Source organism: Paractinoplanes deccanensis, assembly GCF_016862115.1.
GTDB lineage: Bacteria > Actinomycetota > Actinomycetes > Mycobacteriales > Micromonosporaceae > Actinoplanes > Actinoplanes deccanensis.
The window spans coordinates 1-22,836 of sequence record NZ_BOMI01000152.1; the positions used below are offsets into that span (position 1 = coordinate 1).

Here is a 22,836-nt window from a genome sequence, read left to right on the forward strand (position 1 = left end):
CCGCGCTTAGTGCGGTGGCGCGCTGGGTGCGGTGGGTGCGCTGGGTGAGCTTGCGGCGGGTGGCCGCGTGAGCGGCGGTCCTCGGGCGGGTGAAGATGGCGGGGAAAAATCTTGGGCGCGGCGCAACTACGGAGTGTCCTTCGAATGGGCAGGCGGGACCGTTGGTCACGATTCGGCCTCACTACCGGGTGATCCTCTGATCTTTGGGTTTGGGGGGTCCCGTTGCGACGGCAGTTGGGACCAGATCGCAAAGGGGTGGGGTGTGCAACCGGGGTGTGGTTGCGCACCCCACCCCTTTGTGATCCCCTCGGCGGCCGCCGCGACGGGACCCCCCAAACCCCCACCACCCACCCAGCCGCCAGAAAGCCTCACCCGGGTCCCAGCAGCGATGGCCGGGGTCTGGGGCAGAGCCCCAGGAACAAGCGCACCCACCCGCTATGCTCGGCGGCGAAATCCCCCACCATGGCCCAAGCCCGGAGCGTATTAAGTGACCACCGATCACCCCAAGCGAAGCGTGCTAGGCGTCCTGGTGGACATCACCGACTACGCGGACGCCACCTCCCGCATCATGGCCGCCGCCCGCGACCGCCGCCCCTACGCCGTCACCGCCCTGGCCGTGCACGGCGTCATGACCGGCGTGGAGGACAAGGCCCACAACGCGCGCCTCAACTCCTTCGACCTGGTCACCCCCGACGGCCAGCCCGTCCGCTGGGCGCTCAACCTGCTGCACGGCGCAAACCTGACCGACCGCGTCTACGGCCCCACGCTCACGCTCAAGGTCGTCGAGCAGGCTGCCGCCGAGGGCCTTCCCATTTATCTGTACGGGTCGACGCAGCCCACCCTGGATCGGCTCGTTCCCGCGCTGGAGAACATGTTTCCCGCGCTCAAGATCGCCGGTGTGGAACCGTCGAAGTTCCGCTCGAACCAGCCGGGTGAGGCCGAGGAGATCGCCGAGCGGATCAAGGCGTCGGGTGCCCGGATCGTCCTGGTGGGCCTGGGTTGCCCGCGTCAGGAGGTCTTCACCTACGCGATGCGTCCGCTTCTTGACATGCCGCTGCTCGCGGTGGGCGCCGCGTTCGACTACCACGCCGGCCTGTTGAAGAACCCGCCCGCGTGGATGCAGAAGTACGCCCTCGAGTGGCTGTGGCGCCTGGGCCTCGAGCCGAAGCGGTTGTGGAAGCGGTATGTGCTGCTCAACCCCGCTTACCTGGCGCGGCTTGCCGCTCAGCGCAGCGGTCTGTGGAAGGCCACGCCGCCGGCTCCCGCGACCGAGCCGGTGACCACCTTCGCGGTCTGAGCCGTTCCACTGTGGGCACTCAGGGGCACCCCGAGTGTCGGAGAACACTCCCTTACGGGTGTCGGTCCGGTGATAACCCGGTTTCGCCGAGCGCGCGCCGGGTGAAGGCTGGTCGATGTGAACACCGTTGCGGACCTCATTCTCGCCGGCGCGCTGGCCGCGGTCTGGCTCGCCGCCGGGCTGCTGGCTGATCGCCTGCCGGCCGCCCGCTCGGCGCGCGAGCTCCGCCGCCGGGCCGGCTCTCTCACCGTGCTCGTCGTGGCCGGCGCTTCGGTGTTCGTCGCCGTTCCGGTGGTCACCGGCTTGGTGCCGGGCGATTCCGCGGCTCCGTCCGCCGCCCTGGCCTCCGCGATCCCGGCGCTGATCGTGCTCACCGCGAGCCTGCACCTGCTGGGCCGGGTGCGTCGCGGTGCGGGCGCGTTCGTCTCGGCGCCGCACACTCCCGTCCCGCCCGGCCTGCGTGCCGCCGCGGCACATCCGCTGATGCTGGTCCCGTTGCAGGTGACCGCGCTCGCCACCCTGCTGGGCCTGCCGATCGCCGCCCGCGTCGTGGAGGTGCCGGGCGCCGACCTCGCCGGCATCGCGATCACCGTGGTGGGCGTGGCCGTGCTGGCTATCGGTGTCCGGGCGGCCCTGCGGCACAGCCGCCTCAGCCTGCTCGCGCTCGCCCCGCTGGGGCGCAGCCGGCCGCGGGTGCCGGCGAACATCCGCTGAGGGTCAGCTCTTCTTGGCTTCCTGCACATAGAGCAGCTCGAGGATCGAGCGCGCCGCCTCGAACCACCGGTCCAGCCAGTCGGAGGCCGGCAGGCTTCCGCGGGCCGGCAGCTCCAGCAGGAGGCCGCGCAGCAGCGGGTGGTCGGCCATCGACTGGGAGCCCGAGTCGGGCCAGCCGCTGGACGGGAAGACCGGCTCGGTCAGGCCCTGCAGGTCGAGCGATGGGAGCTTGGCCGCGCGGTCCAGCGGGCTGGTCGGCTCGATGCTGTGTGACCGCCCGGGCGACCGGGTGGGCAGCCCCGACGAGTTGCTGCTTCGCGACACGAGCTCACCTTCGCTGGTTTCCGAGGCCAGCGCGTCGCGCCGGTTCTGCCGGTAGGCGCTGACTCCGCCGCTGAACCTGTCCTGCGCGGTGGAGGAGGTGCCGTTGCTGAGGTTTTCCGAACCAATCGTCATCTCTCTGCCTTGCCTCGCTCGCTTTTGGCGGTTCAACGACCCGAGCGCGCAAATGACTACGGCCGGCCCTCCCGCTCGGCGGGAGGGCCGGCCGCCTCGTGCGGGACCGCGAGGTCAGAGGTCGAACTCGCCGTCCTTGGCGCCACCCACGAACGCGTCCCACTCGGCAGCCGTGAAGATCAGCGCCGGTCCGTCGGGGTTCTTGGAGTCGCGCACGGCGATGGCCTCATCCACGAATGCCACTTCGACGCAGTTGTCGGAGTTCGGGCCGCTGCGCGTGCTCTTGAACCACTGTGCGCGGCTCAGATCGAGCCGGAAACCCTTCGATTCGACTTCCACAATGGCTCCTCTGCCAGCATTTCAATCATCTCGATGGACTCCTCCGGGGGGAGGGCCGTCGCCTGGATGGTCTCGAAGATGGAGATGTACTTGCCGAGCTCCTCGGCCTTCTCCAGAAACAGTCCGCCGGTCGCGTTGTCGATGTAGACCACGTCCGCGTCCCCCTCCTCTTCGAACTCGAGAATGGCGAACGTGCTGTCCATGCCCGCATGCGCACCGACCGCGAAGGGCAAGATCTGCAACGTGACGTTCGGCAACCGCGCGGCGTTGATCAATTTCGCCAATTGATCGCGCATCACCGCGTCGCCGCCGACCGGCCGGCTCACCACCGCCTCATCGAGCACCACCCAAAGATCGATCGGATCGTCCTGAATCAATAACGACTGCCGCTCCATCCGGACGCGTACCCGCTGCTCGGTTTCCTGGTCGTTGTCCCCCGGTCGGGCGGCCCGAATCATCGCAATTGCATACTCTTCGCTCTGGAGAAGACCGGGGATGACCTGCTGTTCGTACGTCCGGACGGACCTAGCGGCGGCCTCCAGCCCGACATAGGCGCCGCTCAAAACCGTTGAAAAGGGATGCCACCACCCTTTTTGGCGCGCTTCTCGGGCAATTTGGACAAGCTCTTGCTTCACAGCATCGCTTACGTCATAAATGTCCAGCATGGCCTGAACGTCGGCGGGCGTGGCACTCGTGTGACCCGTCTCGATTCGGGATACTTTGGACGTGGAGCACCCGAGCCGGTCGGCCACCATGTCGATCGTGATCCGGGCCGCCTCTCGATGCCGGCGCAGCTCGACCCCGAGCCGGCGGCGGCGAATGGTGGGACTCCGATGCTGATTCACAAGCACCAGTCTCCCTGTCGATCATTTAATGATTCAAGTTGACTGCCGCCAAGACCAACAATCACGGATGGCTGACATGCAACTTGCATCGACCGCACTCGTGGTGCAATCTTTTCGGTATGGCTCGCATCACTCTGTCAAGTTGGCGGATGCGAGCGAGCCCGGCTCAACATACCGATGCGGCGCCGTTTACGGGGTGCCGGTTCCCGTCTCGTCCGAATTGGACTGATCCACTTCGGAGACCTGGCGGGATCGGCGACGGTGACGCTCCGCAACGCTTTTGATGATTTGGCATCATCGGGAGCTTGCAATGGTGTTTCTGCCGTGCACACTTGTTGCTTCCGTGTCAAGGTTTACCCCGCGACGACTTACAGGGCAGGAGTTGACGTGTTACCTCGGTCCGGTGATGTCATACACGTGACAAAGGCAGCCAGCGTCCAGTTCGCGGCGCCGATGCTCTTCCGTGTCATCCGGGTCCACGACTGGCCGACCTACGAGGGCTGGATCTGGCTGGACGGGTACGAGCTCAACGCATCGGGGGACGCGGTCGAGCGACGCTCCATCTTCGTCCAGGTCAGCGGCCTGCGCGCCGTCGGCAAGGCGCCCGACCCCCGGGCGCGCAACGGCCGGCAGCCGGGCCTCGGCACCGGCCCGATCCAGGCTCGTGCGGCACGCGCCAACCGCTGACTGTCACTGACCGTTCGTGCCGGCGCCGTCCCCGGCGCCGGTGGTGGCAGCCGTCGGCACGGTCGTCGCCCCCTCCGCGGCGACCACGAGCGTGACGACAGTGTCCGGTGGTACCACCTGCCCCTCCGCCGGGTCACTGTCGACAACCGTTCCCGGCGGCGCGTCCACCGGACGGTAGAGGATGCGATAGTTCAGCCCCGTCGCGTTCAGCGAAGCCTGCGCCGACTGCAACGACAGCCCCCGCAGCGCGGGCACCGTGACCTCGGTGTCCGTGGGATCGGTCGTGCTCGGCGACGGCGGGGCCGTCGTCGTGGCGGTCGTGGTCGGCGCGCTGCTCGGCGGCGTGGTCTGCGTGGTCGTGGTCGCCGAACGCGTCGGCACGGCCGCCGAGGACGTCGTCACCGCGGGCGCGGGCGCCTCGTCGTCGCCCGAGTTCTGCACGATCAGATAAATCGCCCACGCCAGCACGCCGAGCAGCGCCAGCGCGACGATGCCCACCACGATCGGCATCCACCAGCGGTCGCGTTCCGCCGGCTCGGCGGCGGCCGCCCAGTCCACCTCCGGATAGCCGCGGCCCGGCTGCGGCGCGCGCACCTCGGCCCGCCCCGACCAGGCCGGATTCGCCCGGCTGGGCGCCCAGTCGTCGTCCGACGGCATGACGGCGGTCGGGTTGTCACGGTAGGCGGGCACGGTCCGGGCGTCGTCCAGCGTGTCGTCGCCCCGGGGTGCGTCCGGCAGCGTGTCCTCGTCCGAGGGGGGCGGGACTGCGGCAGCAGCTTTCACCGGCGCGATCTGGGTGGCGTCATCTGCGACAGCGGGCAAATCGGGCTGGGTTGCGGCTTCGTCCGGCTTCTTTGTCGCGCCCTCGTCCGGGCTTGATCGCGGGCCTGGTCGCGGGCCGGACTTGCCCGGCGAGGGACGTCGCTTCTCGTCGCTCTCGTCGGACATCAGCCACTCCTCCGGTGAGGTCACCCGCAGGGGTCAACGTATCGAATCTTGGGGGACGTGTCTGGCCTCCGCGGGACAAACACACCAGGTGGGCCGGGGTGAAACGGCCATCCGTGCGGTTACCGACGGATTAGCAGGCATCGGCGCTTACCGCTACAGTGCCCGGCATGGCCGACAAACGGGCCGGCGAGGGAGCCGACAGAGGCTGGATCGTGCGGGTGGCCACCGCCGCCGGAGCGGCCGCGGGTGCGGGCGCCGCCCAGCTGGGCCTGGGCTACGGCCTGGGCGTGGTGGTCTGGCCGGCCACCGTCACCGCGGACGACAGCGTCTGGCTGGGCAGCCTCGGCTGGGCCACGTGGACGGCCGCGAGCGCCACGGTCTTCGGCGCGCTGATCGGCAGCCGGGTCCGCGGCGGCCCCGGCCCGCGCACCACCGCCGCTTGGCGCTTCGCCCTCTCCGCCTGCGCGGCCCTGGGCGCGCTCGTGGCGGTTGCGCTGGTCGCACTGCCGGCCCGATCGGCCGTACGCCCCGACACCGCCCACCCCGAGGTGATCGCCGCCGGCTACGCCGCGATCGGCCTGTTCCTGGGCTTGATCGTCGCCTTCTGGGCCACCTCGTCGACGCCCGTGGCCGTCAACCTGATCGCCACAACCGTCTGGCTCTGGGCCCTCGCGATCGCCGCCGTCATCGTCGACCTCGCCACCACCCGCACCTCGGCCACATACCTGACAAGCTGGCAGTTCGCCGAGGTGGCCTCCACCGGCCGCTACGGCACCATCTATTGGCCGAGCGCCCTCATGACCTTGACGGCAGCCTTCCTCATAGGCGCCCTGGCCGCGGCCCCCGCCACCCGCCGCGGCGACCTGGGCGCCGCCGCCGCAACGTCGGGAGCCGCCGGCCCTCTTTTGGTCGCCTTCGCCTTCCTGGCCCTGGCACCACGCCTGACCGGCGCCCTCGGCCCCATCGAGTCGGCCTACCTGATAGCCCCCTACGCCGTCCTCACCGGCCTGGCCGGCTCCGCCCTCGTGGTCGCGGCCGCGCGCTCAGCCCAGGACCGCCGCGCCCGCCGCGAGTCCCAGTCCCCCGTTCCCGCACGCGAGGCCCGATCCAACGTCCCGGCGCGCGAGGCCCGGTCCGGCGTTGCCGAGCGCGAGACCCAGTCCAACGTCCCGGCAAGCGCGCCCACCAGGCCCGCAGGTGTGTCCGCGGCCGTTCCCGCGGCGCCGGCGAGCCAGCCGCCCAAGGCCAGGCCCGGCCTCTTCGGCCGCTCCAAGGTCCCGGCCCAGCCGAGCACTCCCACAACGGACCAATCACCCAAATCTCCCGGACGCCGCACCACCGAACGACCCAGTGCCGAGCCCTCCACCCCCGAACGGCCCGCCACACAGCACCCTGCCGCCGAGCGGCCCAAGGTCGCAGCCGTGCCCGCCGACATCCCGCCGGCCAAGCCGACCGCCGCCAAGCCGACCGCCGCGAAGCCGACCGCCGCGAAGCCCACCCCCGCCAAGAGCAACGCCGACGAAGACACCGCGGAAGTCAAGCCCGTCGTGACCGATCCGGAGATCGCCGCCGCGGCCCGCCCATCGCGTCCGACCCCACGCCCGAAGAAGGCCGCCCCCAAGTCGACGGTCACGCCGCCCCCACCGGCGCCCAGCGTCGCGCAGATCAACCCGAAGCCACCGGCAGAAACGTCTTAAGCCCGATCACGCTGATATCTGCCCGGAACGCCCAGCCGCAGCGTCCACTGAGGGCGCCTACCTCCCAAGGGCGTCCTCCGGCGGTTTCAGGGAGTCGTTGCCACACCGTCGGAAACAGCCGGGAAACCGGACGCGGCCTGCTCGCCACGGCCTGCACGCTGCTGCGCCGCCGCCTGCCCCGGCGTCGCGCTACATGCAGGGCCACGTGTGTACCGGCTCGTTGGTCTGCTGCAGCGTGAGGTATCGCAGCAGCATCTCGCGCAGCGCCGTCGGGCGGTCGAGTCCTCGCTGCTGTTCGGCCTGCCGTACGAACGTGGTTTGCCATGTGGCGCCGTTGCGGGCGAGGCGGCAGCGGTCGTCGATGACGGTGAGGAGCCGGTCTCGCAGGGACGGGTCGACGCCGTAGCGGTCCAGGCCGGCCCGGGCCTTGGGGAGCAGCACCGAGCGGACCAGGTCGGTGGCGGCGATCTCGCCGTGGCCGGGCCAGGTCATGGTGGCCTCGATGCCGTCGCGGGCGCCGGCGTGGAAGTTGTCGCGGGCCGTGGGGAACGGCAGGCGGGACCAGATCGGGCGTTCCTCCTCGGCCAGTTGGCGGACCGCGCCGAAGTAGAAGGCCGCGTTCGCCAGCAGGTCGATCACGGTGGGGCCGGACGGCAGGACGCGGTTCTCCACCCGCAGGTGCGGGCGGCCGTCCATCACGTCGTAGACGGGGCGGTTCCAGCGGTAGATGGTGCCGTTGTGCAGGCGCAGCTCGGCCAGGCGTGGCACGCCGCCGGCGGTCAGGACCTCGAACGGGTCTTCGTCCTCGAGGATGGGCAGCAGCGGCGGGAAGAAGGTGACGTTCTCCTCGAAGAGGTCGAAAACCGAGGTGATCCAGCGTTCGCCGAACCAGACGCGTGGGCGTACGCCCTGGGCTTTGAGCTCGTCGGGGCGGGTGTCGGTGGCCTGTTGGAAGAGCGCGATCCTGGTCTCCGCCCATAGCCGCCGTCCGTGCAGGTAGGGCGAGTTGGCGCCGATGGCGACCTGCGGGCCGGCGATGGCCTGGGCGGCGTTCCAGTAGCGATGGAAGCGGTCGGGCGGCACCTGGAGGTGGAATTGGGCGCTGGTGCACGCGGCCTCGGTCATGATCGAGGCGCTGGCGCTCTGGAGGCGCTCGTGGCCGTTGATGTCGAGGCGGAACTCCTCGCCGCGCGCGCCGGCCATCTCGTCGTTCAGCAGGCGGTATCGCTGGTTGGCGGAGAGGTTGCCGAGCACCAGGTGGCCGGGGGTGAGGGTCGGCAGGATGCCGATGGTGACCAGGCAGCAGTCGGCCTTGGCGGCCCGGTCGGCGGCGCGGTGGAGGCTTTCGCACAGTTCGCGCTCGTAGTCGGCGAGGCCGTGGCCGGTGATGGAGCGCGGCGGCGCGTTGAGCTCGAGGTTGAACTGGCCCAGCTCGGTCTGGAAGGCCGGGTCGGCCAGGTGGGCGAGCACTTCGGCGTTGCGCATGGCCGGCTCCGCGTCCGGGCCGATCAGGTTGATCTCGATCTCGAGGCCGGTCATGCCGTCCCGCGCTTCGAAGGCGCCCTCGCCGAGCATCTGGGCGAACGCGTCGAGGCAGTGCCGCACCTTGCGCCTGTACCGGACGCGGTCCTCGGGTGCGAATACGGCGGTGGCGAGATCCTTGCCCACTTACCCTCCCGGCGCGGCCAGGGACGAAACGGACGTCGATCACCACTCTGTGAGCGAACCTGTGCGTTCGGTCCACCTTGCCACCTCGGCGGGCGGTAACACCAGTAAACGACGAGCCGCCGTCCTGGCATGCGGACGGCGGCTCGGCTGTGGACTTTCGAGAGGATCAGGCGCGGCGTACGGCCTCGCCCTCGATCTCGATCTTGATCTTCTTGCTGACCATGACGCCACCACTCTCGAGGGCCATGTTCCAGGTGAGGCCCCAGTCCTCGCGGTCGATCTCGGTGTGCGCGCTGAAACCGAAGACCGACTGGCCGTACGGGCTGGTGCCCGCGCCCTCGAACTCGACGACCAGCTCGACCGGCTTGGTCACACCCTTGATGGTGAGCTCGCCGTCGAGGACGAACTCGGCGCCGGAGTGGCTCTTGATGCCGGTGCTGCGGAACTCGAGGGTCGGGTACTTCTCGGACTCGAAGAAGTCGCCGCTGCGCAGGTGGTTGTCGCGGTCGACCTGGCCGGTCTCGATGCTCGCGGCGTTGATCGACGCGGTCACGGAGGACTGCAGCGGGTCCTCGGCGATCGTGATGACGGCGCTGGCCTCGGCGAACTGGCCGCGAACCTTGCTGACCATGAGGTGTCGCGCCACGAACCCGACGCGCTTGTGCGCGGCGTCCAGGTCGTAGGTGCCGGCGGCCGGGATCTGCAGACCCTCGAAGGCGCGAGTGGTGGCGACGGACTCGGTCATGACAATTCCTTCTCTCGAAGCACGGGACGGTCGGTGTTTGTCTGACACAGCAACTATATGCCAAGCAATATTCCACGTGTCAAGTGCCGTGTACGATGGTCACGTGAGTACGAACCTGGATGACCCCCGCTTCACCGCCATCGGGCTGTTCACCGAGGCGTTCACGGGGCTGACCAATCGTTTCGCCGCCCAGTTCGAGGAACACCGCCTCTCGGCCGTCGAGTTCGAGGTGCTGATGAGGCTCGCGCGCTCCCCTGGCCACCGGCTCCGCATGACCGACCTCGCCGGTCAGACCTCCCTGTCCACCAGCGGCGTCACCCGCGTCGTCGACCGCATGGACCGCGACGGCCTGGTCCGTCGCGAGGCCTGTGCCACCGACCGCCGCAGCTCGTACGCGGTGATCACGGAGGCCGGCCGGCAGCGGCTCGACGAGGTGCTGCCCGGGCACATCGAGCTGCTCCAGCAGTGGTTCATCGGCCAGCTCGGCCCGCAGGAGCTCGACGGGCTGATGGCCTCGCTGCGCAAGATCCGGGACGCGGTCAACCCGTGCGCCACGGCCGGCAGCACAGACAGTGCGGAACCCGCCGCAGCCGCTTGATCACGGCCGGTTGCGTGGCCGCGCAACAACCGGCAGAACTACCGGCAGGATCGGGCGACGCGGTGACCAAAAGGGACAAATCTGCCGGGTTTTGCTGCGCCCCGCGGCTACTGTGATCGCGCAGGGGGATGCGGCGCGACCGAGGCGACGGCGGGGCTGACGGGGGAGCTTCGTTCTCGCCGCGTAGATGGTGGGGCGTTGCGACGGCCGGCGCGTGGGGGGCACGATCGCCGGCCGTCCGCGCCCCATCCCCCCGCGGTGGGCCGCCTCAGAAGTGGTCGCCCAGCCTGGAACGGTCGCGCGGCAACAGGGTGATCCCGCCGGTGCGGCACAGGTCTCGCAGCCGGCGCACGGCGGTCTCCCGCTCCTCCGCGTTCGGCGTGCTGACGATCAACCCGACCAGCGCCTCCACCGTGTCGCGCGGGTCGTGACCACCCTCGTACGCGTCGGCGGCCGCGGCGAAGCACTCCGCCGCTCGCTTGTTCTCACCCCGGTGGAGCGCGATCGCCGCCTCCACCACCGCGGCCGGCCCGTCGGCCGGCTGGTCGCCCTCGGGGCGCAGCTGGTTGCGCACCGCCTCCGCCTCGTCGAGCCGTCCCGACTCGGCCAGCGCCAGCCCGATCGTGGCGAGCAGCCGCCGCCGGTGGTTCGGGTCGCCGACCTCGACCAGCTCGGTCATCGCGACGCGTCCCAGCCGCTCGGCCTCGTCGGGCCGCCCGTCCACGCGCGCCACCTCCGCCAGGTTGGCCAGCGCCACCGCGCGCAACCGCAGCTCACCGCAGGCGCCGGCGAGCTCGTCGACAGCGGCGAGACGGCGACGGGCCGCCTGGAGGTCACCCTCGCGGACCTCGTGCCACGTCAGGTTGTTCTCGGCGATGGCCATGTCTCTCGTGCGCCCGCCCTGCTGCGCCAGGGCCAGCGCCGCCTCGCCGTGCCGCCGGGCCTCGCTGTACGCGCCCGTGGTCATCCACAGGGACGCCAGCTGGGTGTGGGCCGTGAGCTGGCCGGCCGCCGAGCCGAGCCGTTCGAACTCGGCCAGCGCCGCGGCGGCCGAGCCGATCTCCTCGGCGCCCGCCCCGTGCTCCAGCGCGAGCTGCGCCAGACCGATGCGGGCCCAGGCGCGGACCGCCGGCTCGGCGTCCGCCGTCCGCGGGTCGTCGACGAGCCGGCGCAGCCATTGCCGTCCGGTGACGTCGCGCCCGCGGAACCGCCACCACCGGGGCAGGGCCGCCGCGATGCGCAGCGCGGTGTGCGGGTCCTCGCCGGCCGCGAAGGTCAGCGCCGTGCCCAGGTCGCCGGCCACGCTGTCGAGGTGGTCCGCGGCCTCGGCCAGACCGGCCCCGCTCAGATCGGGGGCGATGCGCTGCGCCAGGTCGGCCAGGACCAGCGCGTGCCGCCGCCGGTTCTCGGTCAGCTCGCCCTCGGCGGCGGCGCGCTCGGCCGCGTAGTCGCGCACCACGTCGAGCAGCCGGAACCGGTACGCGCGGCGGCCGCGCACGCTGAGTAGCCCCAACTCGAGGAGCCGATCGAGCAGGTGCACGACGTCCGTGCGACCGTCGGCGATCAGCTGCTCGGCGATCTCGATCGACCAGCGGTAGCGGAACATGGCGAGCCGGCGCAGCGCCCGCTGCTCGTCCGGGTTGAGCAGCCGGTAGCTGGCCGCGACCGCTTCGCGCAGCGACACGACGGTCTCGCGCGCGGGCAGCCCGGAGCCGGGACGGTCGAGGTCGAGCACGCGGTGGCCGTACCGGTCGAGGATCTCGGGCACGGTCAGCACGCGCCCCCGGGCGGCGGCGAGCTCGATCGCCAGGGGCAGGCCGCCGAGCCGGCGCACCAGGGCGGCCAGCGGCGCGACCTCGTCGGACTCCAGCTCGCGGCCGAGGCGGGCGAGAAAGAGACCCACCGCTGGGTACGCCGTGACGTCCGCCAGCGTGTTCGCGGTCTCGGGCGGTGGTGCCGTCAGCGGGGCGACGGGCCGCACCCGCTCGGCGCGCAACCCGACGGGATGGCGGCCGGTGGCGATGAAGCGCAGCTCGGGCAGCCGGTCGAGCAGCCGGGCCAGGGTCTCGGCGGCGGCCTCGGGCGAGCGCTCGACGGCGTCGATGAAGAGCAGCGCGGCCTGGCCGGCGAGCTTGTCGCGCAGGTCGTCGGGGCGGCCGACGCCGAACTCGGCGGCGATGCTGCCCAGCATCTCGCCCACCGTGCTGCCGTCGGTGATCACCACGCCGGCCACACCGCCGGGATAGGCGCCGGCGACCCGGCGCGCGACCACGAAGGCCAGGCTGGTCTTGCCGACGCCGGCGATGCCGACCAGGGTCAGGCCGCGCGGCCCGTCGGGGTCGGTCAGCAGGCTGCTGAGCTCGGCGCTCTCCTCGTCGCGGCCGATCAGCTCGACGGTCTGTGCCACGCGGAGGAACCCGGTGGGCGGTGGCGGCTCCTCACTGGACTGACCACGCGCCGCGGCGAGGAAGGCGTCACGCTCGGCGCCGGACAGGCCCAGCGCGGCGGCCAGCAGCTCGGCCGTGGTGCGCTGGGGCCGTGACGCCCGGCCGCGTTCGAGGTCTCGCACGGTGCGCACGCCGATCGCGGCGCGCGCGGCCAGCTCCTCCTGAGTCAGGCGGGCCCGCAGCCGGTGCCGGCGCAGCACGACGTCGAAACCGGAACCGCCCCGGCCGTCCCCGTCATAAGCCCCCATGAAAGTGAACTTATGCAGGGTTTCCGGCTCCCGCGAGCAGAGATCCGCTCCTGTCGGAAAGCGGACGTATCTCTGGGTGCTCCTACAGGCCCAGTCCGCGGGCGATCAGCATGCGCTGAACCTCGGACGTGCCCTCGCCGATCTCCAGGATCTTCGCGTCCCGGTAGAAGCGCCCGACGGCCGACTCGTTCATGAAGCCGTAGCCGCCGTGCACCTGGGAGGCGTACCGGCTGTTCTCCATCGCGGCGTTGCTGGCGTTCAGCTTGGCGATCGCCGCGTACCGCTTGAAGTCGTCGCCGGCCAGCATGCGGGCGGCCGCGTCGTAGTAGCCGAGCCGGGCGGTGTGCGCCCGCAGCTCCATGTCGGCGATCATGAACTGGACGGCCTGGTAGTTGCCGATCGTCTTGCCGAAGGCGCTGCGCTGACTCGCGTATTTGACCGACTCGTCGACGCAGCCCTGCGCCAGCCCGACCGCGAGCGCGGCGATCGCGATGCGGCCCTCGTCGAGGATGCGCAGGAACTGGGCGAAGCCGCGGCCGCGGGTGCCGAGCAGGTTGCCGGCCGGGACGCGGACGTCGTCGAAGAAGAGCTCGTGGGTGTCGGAGGCGCACCAGCCGACCTTGGAGTAGCCGGGCGCCACCGTGAAGCCCGGCGTGCCCGACGGCACGATGATCGTGGAGAGCTCCTTGGAGCCGTCCGGGTTGACGCCGGTGACGGCCATGACCGTGACCAGGCAGGTGATGTCCGTGCCCGAGTTGGTGATGAACGCCTTGGTCCCGTTGATGACCCACTCGCCGGTCGACTCGTCGAACACCGCCCGCGTCGTCGTGCCGGCCGCGTCGGAGCCCGTGCCGGGCTCGGTGAGGCCGAAGGCGGCCAGCGCCTCGCCGGTGGCCAGCCGGGGCAGCCACTGCTCCTTCTGCTCGGGGGTGCCGAAGCGGTAGATCGGCATGGCGCCCAGCGAGACGGCGGCCTCCAGCGTGACGGCTACCGAGCTGTCCACTCTGGCCAGCTCCTCGAGCGCGATGCAGAGGGCGAAGTAGTCGCCGCCCATGCCGCCGAACTCCTCGGGGAACGGCAGGCCGAAGAGCCCCATCTTGCCCATCTGACGGACCAGGTCGTACGGGAATGTCTTGTGCTCGTAGTGTTCGGCGATGACCGGCGCGACCTGTTCCACGGCGAAGTCCCGGACGCTGGCGCGCAGCGCCTCCTGCTCCTCGCCGAGCCGGAAGTCCACCATCGGGCGCTCCTTCGAATGTCGGATCAGACGGGTGTGACGCCGTGGCGGCGCCGGGCGAAGCCGCGGTCCTTGCGGGCGGCGGCGCGGTAGCGGCGGACGAGCTCGTCGCGCAGGTCACCCGGCTCGACGACGGTGTCCACGACCAGCTCGCTGGCCAGCCGCATGATGTCGATGTCCTGCTCGTACTCGGCTCGGCGCTCGGCCACGAAGGCGGCGCGCTCCTCGTCGGTCGGCAGGGCGGCGATCTTGTTGGCGTAGACGGCGTTGACGGCGGCCTCGGCGCCCATCACCGCGATCTTGGCGGTGGGCAGGGCGATCGTGGCGTCCGGATCGAAACCGGGACCGGCCATGGCGTAGAGGCCGGCACCGTACGCCTTGCGGACCACGACGCAGATCTTCGGAACCGTGGCCTCGGAGATCGCGGTGATCATCTTGGCGCCGTGCCGGATGATGCCCTGCTTCTCGACGGCCGAGCCGACCATGAAGCCCGGCACGTCGCAGAGGAAGAGCAGCGGGACGTTGAAGGCGTCGCAGAGCTGGACGAAGCGGCTCGCCTTGTCGGCCGAGTCGGGGAAGAGCACGCCGCCCTTGAACATCGAGTTGTTGCCGACGACCCCGATGACCTCACCGTCGAGCCGGGCGAACCCGACCGTGAGCTCCTTGGCCCACAGGGCCTGGATCTCGAGGAACGAGCCCTCGTCGACCAGCGCCTTCACGTACCGCCGCATGTCGAAGGCCTGGCGCTCGCTCGCCGGAACCATGGCGGCCAGATCGGCGCCGGAGGTCTCTCGCGGCTGCGCCACGGGCGGGCGACCCTCCCAATTGGAGGGCAGGTAGGAGAGGTACGCGCGGACGACGTCGAGCGCGTCCTGCTCGGTCTTGCAGAGGAAGTGACCGACGCCCGACTCGGTGCAGTGGACCTTGGCGCCGCCCATCGCCTCGAGCGTCGTCTTCTCACCGGTGACCATCTCGACCATGCGGTCGGAGCCGAGATACATGCTCGCGTTGCCCTCGACCATGGCCACCACGTCGCAGAAGGCCGGGATGTACGCCCCGCCGGCGGCGGACGGGCCGAAGAGCGCGCACGCCTGCGGGATCGCGCCGGACGCGCGGACCTGGGTGTGGAAGATCTTGCCGGCGCCGCGGCGGCCCGGGAAGAGGTCGACCTGGTCGGTGATGCGCGCGCCGGCGGAGTCGACCAGATAGATCATGGGTACGCCGTACTCCACGGCGCGCTCGATGATCCGGATGATCTTTTCGACCGTGCGGGCGCCCCACGAGCCGGCCTTGACCGTGGAGTCGTTCGCCATCAGGCAGACCTCGCGGCCGTCGAGGCGAGCCGTCCCGGTGATCACGCCGTCGGCGGGCAGGCCCTCGGCGAGGCTGTTGGCGAAGAGCCCGTCCTCGACGAAGCTGCCCTCGTCGACCAGCCGGGCGATCCGCTCGCGGGCGAAGAGCTTGCCCTTCGCCGCGTTGGCCGCGTGATAGCGCTCGGCGCCACCGGCCAGCACCCGTTTGCGCGCCTGGGCGAGCTCGTCCTCGGTCGACACCGGACCCCCTGGGAAGATCAGACTGAACGATCGTTAGGGCTTAACGACCGTTAGGGTAGCCCATCCGCCAAGGTCCCGGCAACGACGAACGGGAGCCCCCGCCGGCTGCGGGGACTCCCGTTCGTTCTCACTGCTCCGATGCCGTGGAGGGACACCGGTTTACTGCTCGACGCCTCCGGGCGCCGTCGGATCGCACCCGGGACCGGCGCGACCCGGTCTTTGCGGGTGGATCAGCGAAGCGTGTTGAGCAGGCCCAGGCCGGTCGCGTCGCCGACGGTGCCGGCCAGGTCGGTCACCGGGGAGCCCTCGGTGTGCGCCTTGCGGCCACCGTTGGCGCCGGTCGGCGAACCGGTCGCGGCCGGCTTGGTGTAGCCGGCGGCCGGCTCCTCGTCGACGGGCTCCTCGGCCGGCTCCTCGCCCTGGCCGTAGCCCATGTCGTCGTCGCCGCGGACGCCGCCGTCACCCTTCACGCCGCCGTCGCCCTTGTAGTCGTCATCGTCGTCGCCGTTCGCGCCGCCGAAGTCGTCATCGTCGTCGCCGTGGTCGTGACCCGGGCCGCCGGGGCCGTGGCCGTGGCCGTGGTCGCCGTCCCAGTCGCCGTCCCAGTCGCCGCCGCCCCAGAAGCCACCGCGGTCACGGTCGTCGCTCAGGTCGTTGACGCAGGCGGCCGCCGACTGGGCAGCGCCGAGGATGCCGATCGAGGTGCCGCAGACGTTGATCGGCACGTTGATCGGGACGCCGATCTGGGTGCCGTTCAGGATGCCGTTGTTGTCGCCGTTGCTCTGGATGAAGTCGTCGTGGTGACCGGCGCCCTTCTCCAGACGGTTCACCGAGACGGCGCGGGCGTCCGAGGCACCGAGGACGGCGACGGAGGTGCCGGACAGGTTGACCGGGAGGCTGATGGGCGCGTACAGCTGGGTGCCGTTGGCGATCCCGTTGTTGTCGCCGTTGCTCTGCCAGGCGCTCTCCTTGACCCGGGACTTGCCCTTGACCGAGGCGCTCTCCAGCTTGTTGACGCAGAGCGCCCGGCTGTCGGCCGCGCCGAGGATCGCGATCGAGGTGCCGCAGACGTTGATCGGGACGTCGATCGGCGCGTACAGCTGCGTCCCGTTCAGGATGCCGTTGTTGTCGCCGTTGCTCTGGATGTCACCGTCGTGGTCGCGCCAGCCGTGCTCGGTGGTGCGGCCGCTCTCCTCGATCTTGTTGACGCCGACGCCCGAGGCGTCCGCGCTGCCGGCCACCGCGGCGGCGGTGCCGACGACGTTCACCGGAACGTTGACCGGCAGGTACGCCTGGGTCCCGTTCAGGATGCCGTTGTTGTCCCCGTTGGACTGGATGGTCCGACGGCCGCTCTCGATCGAGTTGAAGCCGGCGCCGCGCGAGTCGGCAACACCGAGGATGCCGACCGAGGTGCCGACGACGTTCACCGGGACGCGGACCGGAACGGCGAGCTGGGTGCCGTTGAGAATCCCGTTGTTGTCGCCGTTCGACTGGATCGAGTCGGCCTGCGCGGCGGCCGGGGCGAACAGCAGGGCGCCAGCGGCCAGGACGCCGACGCTCAGAGTCTTACGAACCCAAGTCTTCATGAGAAAAGAGATGCCTTTCAGAAATGTCCGGGCAATATCGGTACGTATTCAGTTGGTGGCGATGCGTTTTCGGGCGCAGCGGTGCCCTGGCTCGATTTGTTTCTGCCCTGACCCCGCCTGTCGACGTGCGCCCATGTGGCGCTTCGGTGCGGTGCGTGTGATTCAGGCGTCGGCGATTCGCCGCTTGTTCGCAAGCGGTTCGGGAATCGCGCCGGAACGCGGACACCGAAGCCGGTGCCGGCCGGTCGCCGGCGGTCGGGCGGACCGCCGGGCGCCATCACTCAGTCAGGTGAGACGGTCGGTGCCTCGGCGTCGTGCCGCCGGGCCTCGACATCGGACGCGATCGCAGCCGGATGGCAGGCCATCGTGCTGTTCGCGATCGCAGCCGGCAGGAAGGCCGCGGAGCCACCTTCCGTCGGTTTTCCCGATCCACTGCTGGTCGGGGTGCCGCTGACGTCCCCGAGGTGCAGCCGCAGAGGAGCGGCCGGTTCGTCACCGCCGGGCGTGCTGACCTCCGCCGCGTGCTCCGGCGCCGCGCCCTTCGCCGCCTGAGCGGCGCGGGCGTGGTGGCGGTGCCGGTGGGCCGGCGCCGCGGAGATGACCTTGCCGTGCCTGACCGGGGCACGCAAGGTCGCGGTGTTCTTGTTCCGCACAGGGCTCGCCGCGCCGGCAACCACCGGCTCGTCGTCCGGCTGCTGCTGATTCTGCTGCCGGACGGTCTCCGAGGGCTCCGGCCGATCGCCGGCTGGAGTCTCGGCACGGGTCTCGGCCGGGGCGACGATGTCCGTCACCGCGGTGAGCCGCTGCGGGGCCGCCGGGCCGCCGGTGAGGCGGATTGTGCCGGTGACCTGGGAAAGGACCCGGTCGACGTCACCCACGGCGTCGTCAACGGGAGTCCCGGAAGCGTCCCGCGTGACCTCGTCGGCCGTCTCCGCCGGATGGGAGAGAACCCGCCGGGGAACGTCGAGGATGTCGGTCACGACATGGCGTTCGTGGTGGTCCGGTCGTTCCGCCTCGAGCGGCTGGACGGCCGCCTGGAGGAGACCGGTGACCGGGGAGGTGGCGTCGCCGCCGACGACAGAGCCGAGCAACGAGCCGTCCGGCCCGTCGACCCGGTCCGCGGCCTGCGCTGCGGCACCGCTGAGCAGCCAGGCCGCACCGGCCAGGCCGCCGACGACGAGGACTCGCAGGCCCCACCGGGATCCGGTGCGCCGGCGTGCGCGGCTCTCCGTGCGCCACTCCGCCCCCTGGATGTGAGGCGGCACGGGCGAGGAGTCGCCGGTGGGCGGCGCGAACGGCAGTGGCAGCTTCGTGCGTGTCCGCACGGCCCCCAGTCCCGTCATGGTCCGCCCCTCGTCGTTGACTCGTACCGATGGCGGATCCGCCGGAACCGGCGATATCGGCCACTCGGTATTGGTAACGAAACGGCGGGACGGCGGTCACGCGGACAAATGGGAAAAATGATCGCAGCGCACTGCGGTGGGAATCACACCAATCTGGTGCGGGGCCCGGCGCGTAGAACACCCGACGGCAGGGTACGACCGAGAAGTTTCTCCGCCGTACCGGCCGTCTCGATCAGGCGGTCCAGGTCGATCCCGGTGTCGATGCCCATGTCGTGGAGCATGTGGACGACCTCCTCAGTCGCCACGTTTCCCGAGGCGCCGGGAGCGTACGGGCAGCCGCCTATCCCGCCCACGCTCGCGTCGAACTCGGTCACGCCGAGCTCGAGCGCGGTGAGGATGTTCGCGAGTCCCGTGCCCCTGGTGTTGTGGAAATGGAGCAGATCGGGGCGTACGGCCGACAGAAGGTCACGGACCCGGCGCGGCGTCGCCATGCCCGTCGTGTCGCCGAAGGCGATGCGGTCGGCGCCGTCGGCGCGGACCCGAGCCACGATGCCCGCCACCCGGCCGGGATCGATGTCGCCCTCGAACGGGCAGCCGAAGCTCGTCGCCACGATCACCTCGACCGTCGCGCCGGACTCGTGGATCAGCGGGATGAGCGACGCGATGTCGTCGAGCGACTCGTCGGTCGACCGGTTGAGGTTGCGCCGGTTGTGCGTGTCCGAGGCGGACACCACGACCTCGATCTCGCGGAACCCGGCGGCGATGGCCCGCTGCGCGCCCCGCGAGTTCGGGATCAGGGCCGAGTAGCGGATCTCCGGGTTTTTCGTGACCCGCGACCACACCTCGTCGGCGTCGGCCATCTGCGGGATCGCCTTGGGGTGGACGAACGAGACGGCCTCGATCCGCCGGACGCCCGTCTCGCTCAGCGCGTCGATCAACCGGACCTTGGCGTCGGTCGGGATGGGCTCCTCGTTCTGCAGCCCGTCCCGCGGCGCGACCTCTCGGATGCTCACGGACGTCATCGGCGGATCACCTCATTCGGGACACGATGCCGGTGTCGTAGTCGCCGGACAGGAACTCGTCGTTCTCCAGCAGCTCGGCGAAGAACGGCAGGTTGTTCTTGGGGCCGGCGATCCGGAAGCCGGCGACGGCCGCCCGGGCGCGCTCGACGGCCTCGGCACGGTCGGCGCCGACGACGATCAGCTTGGCCATCAGCGGGTCGTAGTGCGGGGTCACGGTCGTGCCCTCGGCGTAGCCGGAGTCGACCCGGACGCCCTCGCCGGACGGCTCGACCCACGTCGTGACGTTGCCGGGACCGGGGAGGAACCGCTTCGGATCCTCGGCGTTGACGCGCAGCTCGATCGCGTGGCCGGTCGTCCTCAATGGGGGGTCGACCGTCTCGCCGGATGCGATCCGCAGTTGCTCCTCGACGAGGTCGATGCCGTGGATCAGCTCGGTGATCGGGTGCTCGACCTGGAGGCGCGTGTTCATCTCGAGGAAGAAGAACTCGCCGGTGGTGGGGTCGAGCAGACACTCGACCGTGCCGGCGTTGCGGTAGCCGACCGCCTCGCCGGCCCGCACCGCGGTGGCCAGCAGGCGCTCGCGCAGCTCGGGCGAGACGGCGGGACTGTGCGCCTCCTCGAGCAGCTTCTGGTTGCGGCGCTGCACGGAGCACTCACGCTCGGACAGGGCGACCACCCGGCCGTCGGCCAGGCCGAGGATCTGCACCTCGACGTGGCGGACCCGCGGAAAGTAGCGCTCGATCAGCACGGAGCCGTCGCCGAACATGCGCTCGGCGAAGCCGCGGACCTTGGTGAACTCGGTGCGGAGGGCAGCCTCGTCGCCGGCGACCGCCATGCCCATGCCACCACCGCCGGCGGCGGCCTTGACCATCACCGGGTAGCCGATGCGGGTGGCCGCCTCGATCGCGGCGTCCACAGTGTCCGCCGGGTCGTGGGTGCCGGGCGCGACCGGCACCCCGGCCTCGGCCATCAGGTTGCGTGCGTTGATCTTGTCGCCCATCGCGGCGATCGCGTCGGCGCCGGGGCCGACCCAGATCAGGCCGTTCGCCTCGACCGCCCGGGCGAACTCCGCGTTTTCGCTGAGGAAGCCGTAGCCGGGGTGGATCGCCTGCGCGCCGGTCGACTTCGCGGCCGCCAGGATGGCGTCGGCGTTGCGGTAGCTCTGCGCCGGGTTGGCGGGGCCGACGCAGACCGCCTCGTCGGCCTCGGCCACGAACGGCAGGCCGGCGTCGGCCTCGGAGTGCACCACGATCGTGCGCACGCCGAGCCGGCGCGCGGTGCGGACGACACGGCGGGCGATCTCGCCCCGGTTCGCGACGAGCAGCGACTCGATCATCGGCCTCAGTGCCCCGTCAGCGCGTGGATCGTGGCCTCGCGCAGCAGCGCGGCCCGGCGCCGGCGGTCGACCTCGCCGCCGAGGAACGGCGTCGAGTTCATCAGGCCGAACGCCGAGTGGGCGAGCACCCGGGCCTCCGCCGCGTCGAGCTCCGGACGCAGCTGGGCCAGCACGGCCACCCACTCCTCGACGTAGAGCCGCTGGAGCCGGCGGATCTGGCGCCGCGGCTCCTCGGGCAGGCGGTCGAGCTCGTGCAGGTGCAGAGCGATGACGGCCGGGTTGGCCAGCGCGAACTCGACGTGGAAGTCGATCAGGTCGGCGAGCGCCGCGCTGGCGTCGCCCGGGTGCATCGCGACCCGCGCCTTGCCGCCGTGGAGCAGGCCCTCGCTCACCGGGATGAGCGCCGCCACGAGCATCGCCTCTTTGCCCGCGAAGTGGTGATAGAGCGCCGGCCCGGTGACTCCCGCCGCGGAGCCGATGTCGTCCATCGAGACGCCGTGATAGCCACGGGCCGCGAAAAGACCCACCGCGATCTCGAGGATCTCGTCGCGGCGCGACCTCCGCCTCGGGGCCGGCGGCCCCGGGCGCTGCTGCTGATCAACCGTTGTCACGACGTCACTCTAACCCTCTGTCAAGCCGAACACTTAACGTGCGTTAAGGATTCTACTCGTCGGTAGCGCTTCTAGCTTGCCCCAACATGTCCTCGGCGCGCGCGGCATCGTCGTCGGCCCCGATCGCGCGCAACCGCTCCGGCAGCCCCTCGAGATAGGCCACCGCCTCGGCGTGCCGGTCGCGGGCCAACAGCAGGCCGGCGGCCTCCCGCGCGATCATCGAACGCTGCCAGACGGCCTGCGGCTCGGCGGCGACCTCGGCCGGCAGCCCGGCGTAGAGCTTCTCGGCCTCGTCGGCGGCGGCCAGCGCGGCCGGAGCGTCGTCGGCGTAGTGCAGGGCGCTCACCCGCCGGCGCAGCACCCGCAGCTCGCCGATCACGTCGCCCGCCTCGTGCAGGTCGCGGGCCGCGGCCTGGAACGCCTGCGCCGCCTCGGCATCGCGGTCGAGGTCGTAGAGCAGGGCGCCGGCCTGCTCACCGACCTGGCCACGCCCGGCCGGGTTGCCGTCGAGCCGCTCGATCAGCGTGCGGTAGAGGCTGAGGGCGCCGTGGTTGTCGCCGATCTCGCGATAGAGGCCGGCGAGCAGGAAGCGCACGTCGTCGGCGGGGGCGTCCAGCTCCAGGCGCTCGAAGCGCAGCAGCGCCTCCTCGGCCACCTCGGCGGCCTCGACCGGGCGGCCCGCCCCGCCGTAGGCCCGGGCAAGGTCGTGCCGCACGAAGGCGGCCGCCTGCTCCTCGTCGAACTCGGCGCAGAGGGCGGCGGCCTCGACCAGATCGGCGACGGCCTCGCCGGGACGGTCGAGGTGGAGCAGCGCGCGCCCGCGATGGGCGTGGGCCATCAGCGCCACCTCCGGCTCGCAGGCGGCCAGCACCTCGCCGAGGGCCTCGACCACCTGCTCGGGCTCCTCGGCCAGGTCGGCGATCATGAGGGCGGCCTCGGCCGTCCGGGTCGCCGGGCCGTGCGCGCGGAAGAAGTCGCGCGCCCGGGTGGCCGACGCGAGCGCCTGCTCCGGGTCTTCCGTCGCCATGGCCACGCGGGCCCGCCAGACGGCATGCACGGCGAGATGGCGCGGGGCGTCCGCGGCGGCGGCGAACTCGTCCGCCCGGTCGAGGCTCTCCCGCGCGCCGGCGAAGTCGTCCCCGGCGAACTGCGCGACGGCGAGGCGCGACCAGGCGCTGGACCGCTGCCGGTCGTCGCCGTGCCGAGCCACGTGGGCGACCTCGGCGCGGACCAGGGCGATGCCCTCCTCCTGGCGGCCGGTGAAGCAGCACAGCACGCCGAGGCGCCCGCCCGCCGCTGCCGCCCGCTCGGCGGCACCGGCCCGCGTGAGCAGGTCTCGCGCCGTGCGCCATGCCCTTTCGACGCCTTCGGGATCGCGCCGCCAGTCGGTCACGACCCCCTGCAAAGCGGCCCGGCGCCCGGCCACCTCGAGCAACGAGCCGGCTTCGTCGGCCACTCC

19 protein-coding genes and 1 pseudogene are annotated in these 22,836 nt (G+C 71.2%); 5 read left to right on the forward strand and 15 right to left on the reverse strand.

What is annotated here, in order from left to right:
* Positions 1–487 precede the first annotated feature (487 nt).
* Together Ade02nite_RS37735 and Ade02nite_RS37740 are read left to right on the forward strand one after the other, a co-directional pair.
* Entirely contained in the window at positions 488–1,297 is an 810-nt protein-coding gene (locus tag Ade02nite_RS37735; RefSeq protein WP_203774308.1) for a WecB/TagA/CpsF family glycosyltransferase, read from the forward strand.
* A 117-nt stretch (positions 1,298–1,414) separates the two neighbouring features.
* Positions 1,415–2,011 carry a hypothetical protein gene (locus Ade02nite_RS37740; protein WP_203774310.1) on the forward strand — a complete coding sequence of 199 codons (597 nt, stop codon included), beginning with the start codon at positions 1,415–1,417 and terminating at the stop codon, positions 2,009–2,011.
* Between the two features lie 3 nt (positions 2,012–2,014).
* Here Ade02nite_RS37740 and Ade02nite_RS37745 read toward each other — a convergent pair whose 3' ends face one another.
* From Ade02nite_RS37745 to Ade02nite_RS37755, 3 genes are all read right to left on the reverse strand, one after another.
* Positions 2,015–2,467 carry a hypothetical protein gene (locus Ade02nite_RS37745; protein WP_203774312.1) on the reverse strand — a complete coding sequence of 151 codons (453 nt, stop codon included), beginning with the start codon at positions 2,465–2,467 and terminating at the stop codon, positions 2,015–2,017.
* A gap of 114 nt (positions 2,468–2,581) precedes the next feature.
* Entirely contained in the window at positions 2,582–2,806 is a 225-nt protein-coding gene (locus Ade02nite_RS37750) for a DUF397 domain-containing protein (RefSeq protein ID WP_097326882.1), read from the reverse strand.
* Positions 2,770–3,651: a helix-turn-helix domain-containing protein gene (locus tag Ade02nite_RS37755; RefSeq protein WP_203774314.1), complete on the reverse strand. Its 882-nt coding sequence runs from the start codon at positions 3,649–3,651 to the stop codon at positions 2,770–2,772. Before Ade02nite_RS37755 ends, Ade02nite_RS37750 begins: the two co-directional genes overlap by 37 nt.
* 387 nt (positions 3,652–4,038) lie before the next feature.
* On the opposite strand from Ade02nite_RS37755, the gene Ade02nite_RS37760 reads away from it, so the two are divergent.
* Positions 4,039–4,338 (forward strand): hypothetical protein, encoded by a 300-nt coding sequence (locus Ade02nite_RS37760; RefSeq protein ID WP_203774316.1) that lies wholly within the window; start codon positions 4,039–4,041, stop codon positions 4,336–4,338.
* Positions 4,339–4,341: 3 nt separating this feature from the next.
* On the opposite strand, the gene Ade02nite_RS37765 is transcribed toward Ade02nite_RS37760, so the two are convergent.
* Positions 4,342–5,286 (reverse strand): PASTA domain-containing protein, encoded by a 945-nt coding sequence (locus Ade02nite_RS37765; RefSeq protein ID WP_203774318.1) that lies wholly within the window; start codon positions 5,284–5,286, stop codon positions 4,342–4,344.
* 167 nt (positions 5,287–5,453) lie between these two features.
* On the opposite strand from Ade02nite_RS37765, the gene Ade02nite_RS50455 reads away from it, so the two are divergent.
* Positions 5,454–6,983 carry a Hansenula MRAKII killer toxin-resistant protein 1 gene (locus Ade02nite_RS50455; protein ID WP_203774320.1) on the forward strand — a complete coding sequence of 510 codons (1,530 nt, stop codon included), beginning with the start codon at positions 5,454–5,456 and terminating at the stop codon, positions 6,981–6,983.
* A gap of 189 nt (positions 6,984–7,172) precedes the next feature.
* Here Ade02nite_RS50455 and Ade02nite_RS37775 read toward each other — a convergent pair whose 3' ends face one another.
* Both Ade02nite_RS37775 and Ade02nite_RS37780 read right to left on the reverse strand, forming a co-directional pair.
* Positions 7,173–8,651, reverse strand: coding sequence for a glutamate-cysteine ligase family protein (locus Ade02nite_RS37775; protein WP_203774322.1), 1,479 nt, complete (start codon positions 8,649–8,651; stop codon positions 7,173–7,175).
* Positions 8,652–8,817: 166 nt separating this feature from the next.
* Positions 8,818–9,396 carry a YceI family protein gene (locus Ade02nite_RS37780; RefSeq protein ID WP_203774324.1) on the reverse strand — a complete coding sequence of 193 codons (579 nt, stop codon included), beginning with the start codon at positions 9,394–9,396 and terminating at the stop codon, positions 8,818–8,820.
* A gap of 103 nt (positions 9,397–9,499) precedes the next feature.
* Between Ade02nite_RS37780 and Ade02nite_RS37785 the strand changes: the two genes are divergently transcribed.
* Entirely contained in the window at positions 9,500–9,994 is a 495-nt protein-coding gene (locus Ade02nite_RS37785; protein ID WP_203774326.1) for a MarR family winged helix-turn-helix transcriptional regulator, read from the forward strand.
* Between the two features lie 268 nt (positions 9,995–10,262).
* On the opposite strand, the gene Ade02nite_RS37790 is transcribed toward Ade02nite_RS37785, so the two are convergent.
* From Ade02nite_RS37790 to Ade02nite_RS37830, 9 genes and pseudogenes are all read right to left on the reverse strand, one after another.
* The gene (locus Ade02nite_RS37790; protein ID WP_203774328.1) at positions 10,263–12,689 is read right to left on the reverse strand and encodes an ATP-binding protein; all 2,427 of its coding nucleotides are present in this window, start codon (positions 12,687–12,689) and stop codon (positions 10,263–10,265) included.
* 82 nt (positions 12,690–12,771) lie between these two features.
* Positions 12,772–13,926 (reverse strand): acyl-CoA dehydrogenase family protein, encoded by a 1,155-nt coding sequence (locus Ade02nite_RS37795; RefSeq protein WP_203774349.1) that lies wholly within the window; start codon positions 13,924–13,926, stop codon positions 12,772–12,774.
* Positions 13,927–13,952: 26 nt separating this feature from the next.
* Positions 13,953–15,479, reverse strand: coding sequence for an acyl-CoA carboxylase subunit beta (locus Ade02nite_RS37800; protein ID WP_203774330.1), 1,527 nt, complete (start codon positions 15,477–15,479; stop codon positions 13,953–13,955).
* Positions 15,480–15,709: 230 nt separating this feature from the next.
* Positions 15,710–17,065: a chaplin family protein gene (locus Ade02nite_RS37805; RefSeq protein WP_203774332.1), complete on the reverse strand. Its 1,356-nt coding sequence runs from the start codon at positions 17,063–17,065 to the stop codon at positions 15,710–15,712.
* A gap of 281 nt (positions 17,066–17,346) precedes the next feature.
* A complete protein-coding gene (locus tag Ade02nite_RS37810) occupies positions 17,347–18,408 on the reverse strand; it encodes a hypothetical protein (RefSeq protein WP_203774334.1) in 1,062 nt (353 codons plus the stop codon).
* 143 nt (positions 18,409–18,551) lie between these two features.
* On the reverse strand, positions 18,552–19,430 hold the full coding sequence (locus tag Ade02nite_RS37815) for a hydroxymethylglutaryl-CoA lyase (protein ID WP_203774336.1): 879 nt from the start codon (positions 19,428–19,430) through the stop codon (positions 18,552–18,554).
* 7 nt (positions 19,431–19,437) lie between these two features.
* On the reverse strand, positions 19,438–20,766 hold the full coding sequence (locus tag Ade02nite_RS37820; RefSeq protein ID WP_203774338.1) for an acetyl-CoA carboxylase biotin carboxylase subunit: 1,329 nt from the start codon (positions 20,764–20,766) through the stop codon (positions 19,438–19,440).
* 5 nt (positions 20,767–20,771) lie between these two features.
* Complete coding sequence (locus tag Ade02nite_RS37825) at positions 20,772–21,377, reverse strand: TetR/AcrR family transcriptional regulator (RefSeq protein ID WP_203774340.1); 606 nt, start codon at positions 21,375–21,377, stop codon at positions 20,772–20,774.
* 52 nt (positions 21,378–21,429) lie between these two features.
* Positions 21,430–22,836 (reverse strand): annotated as a pseudogene (locus tag Ade02nite_RS37830) (tetratricopeptide repeat protein); the annotation flags it as partial.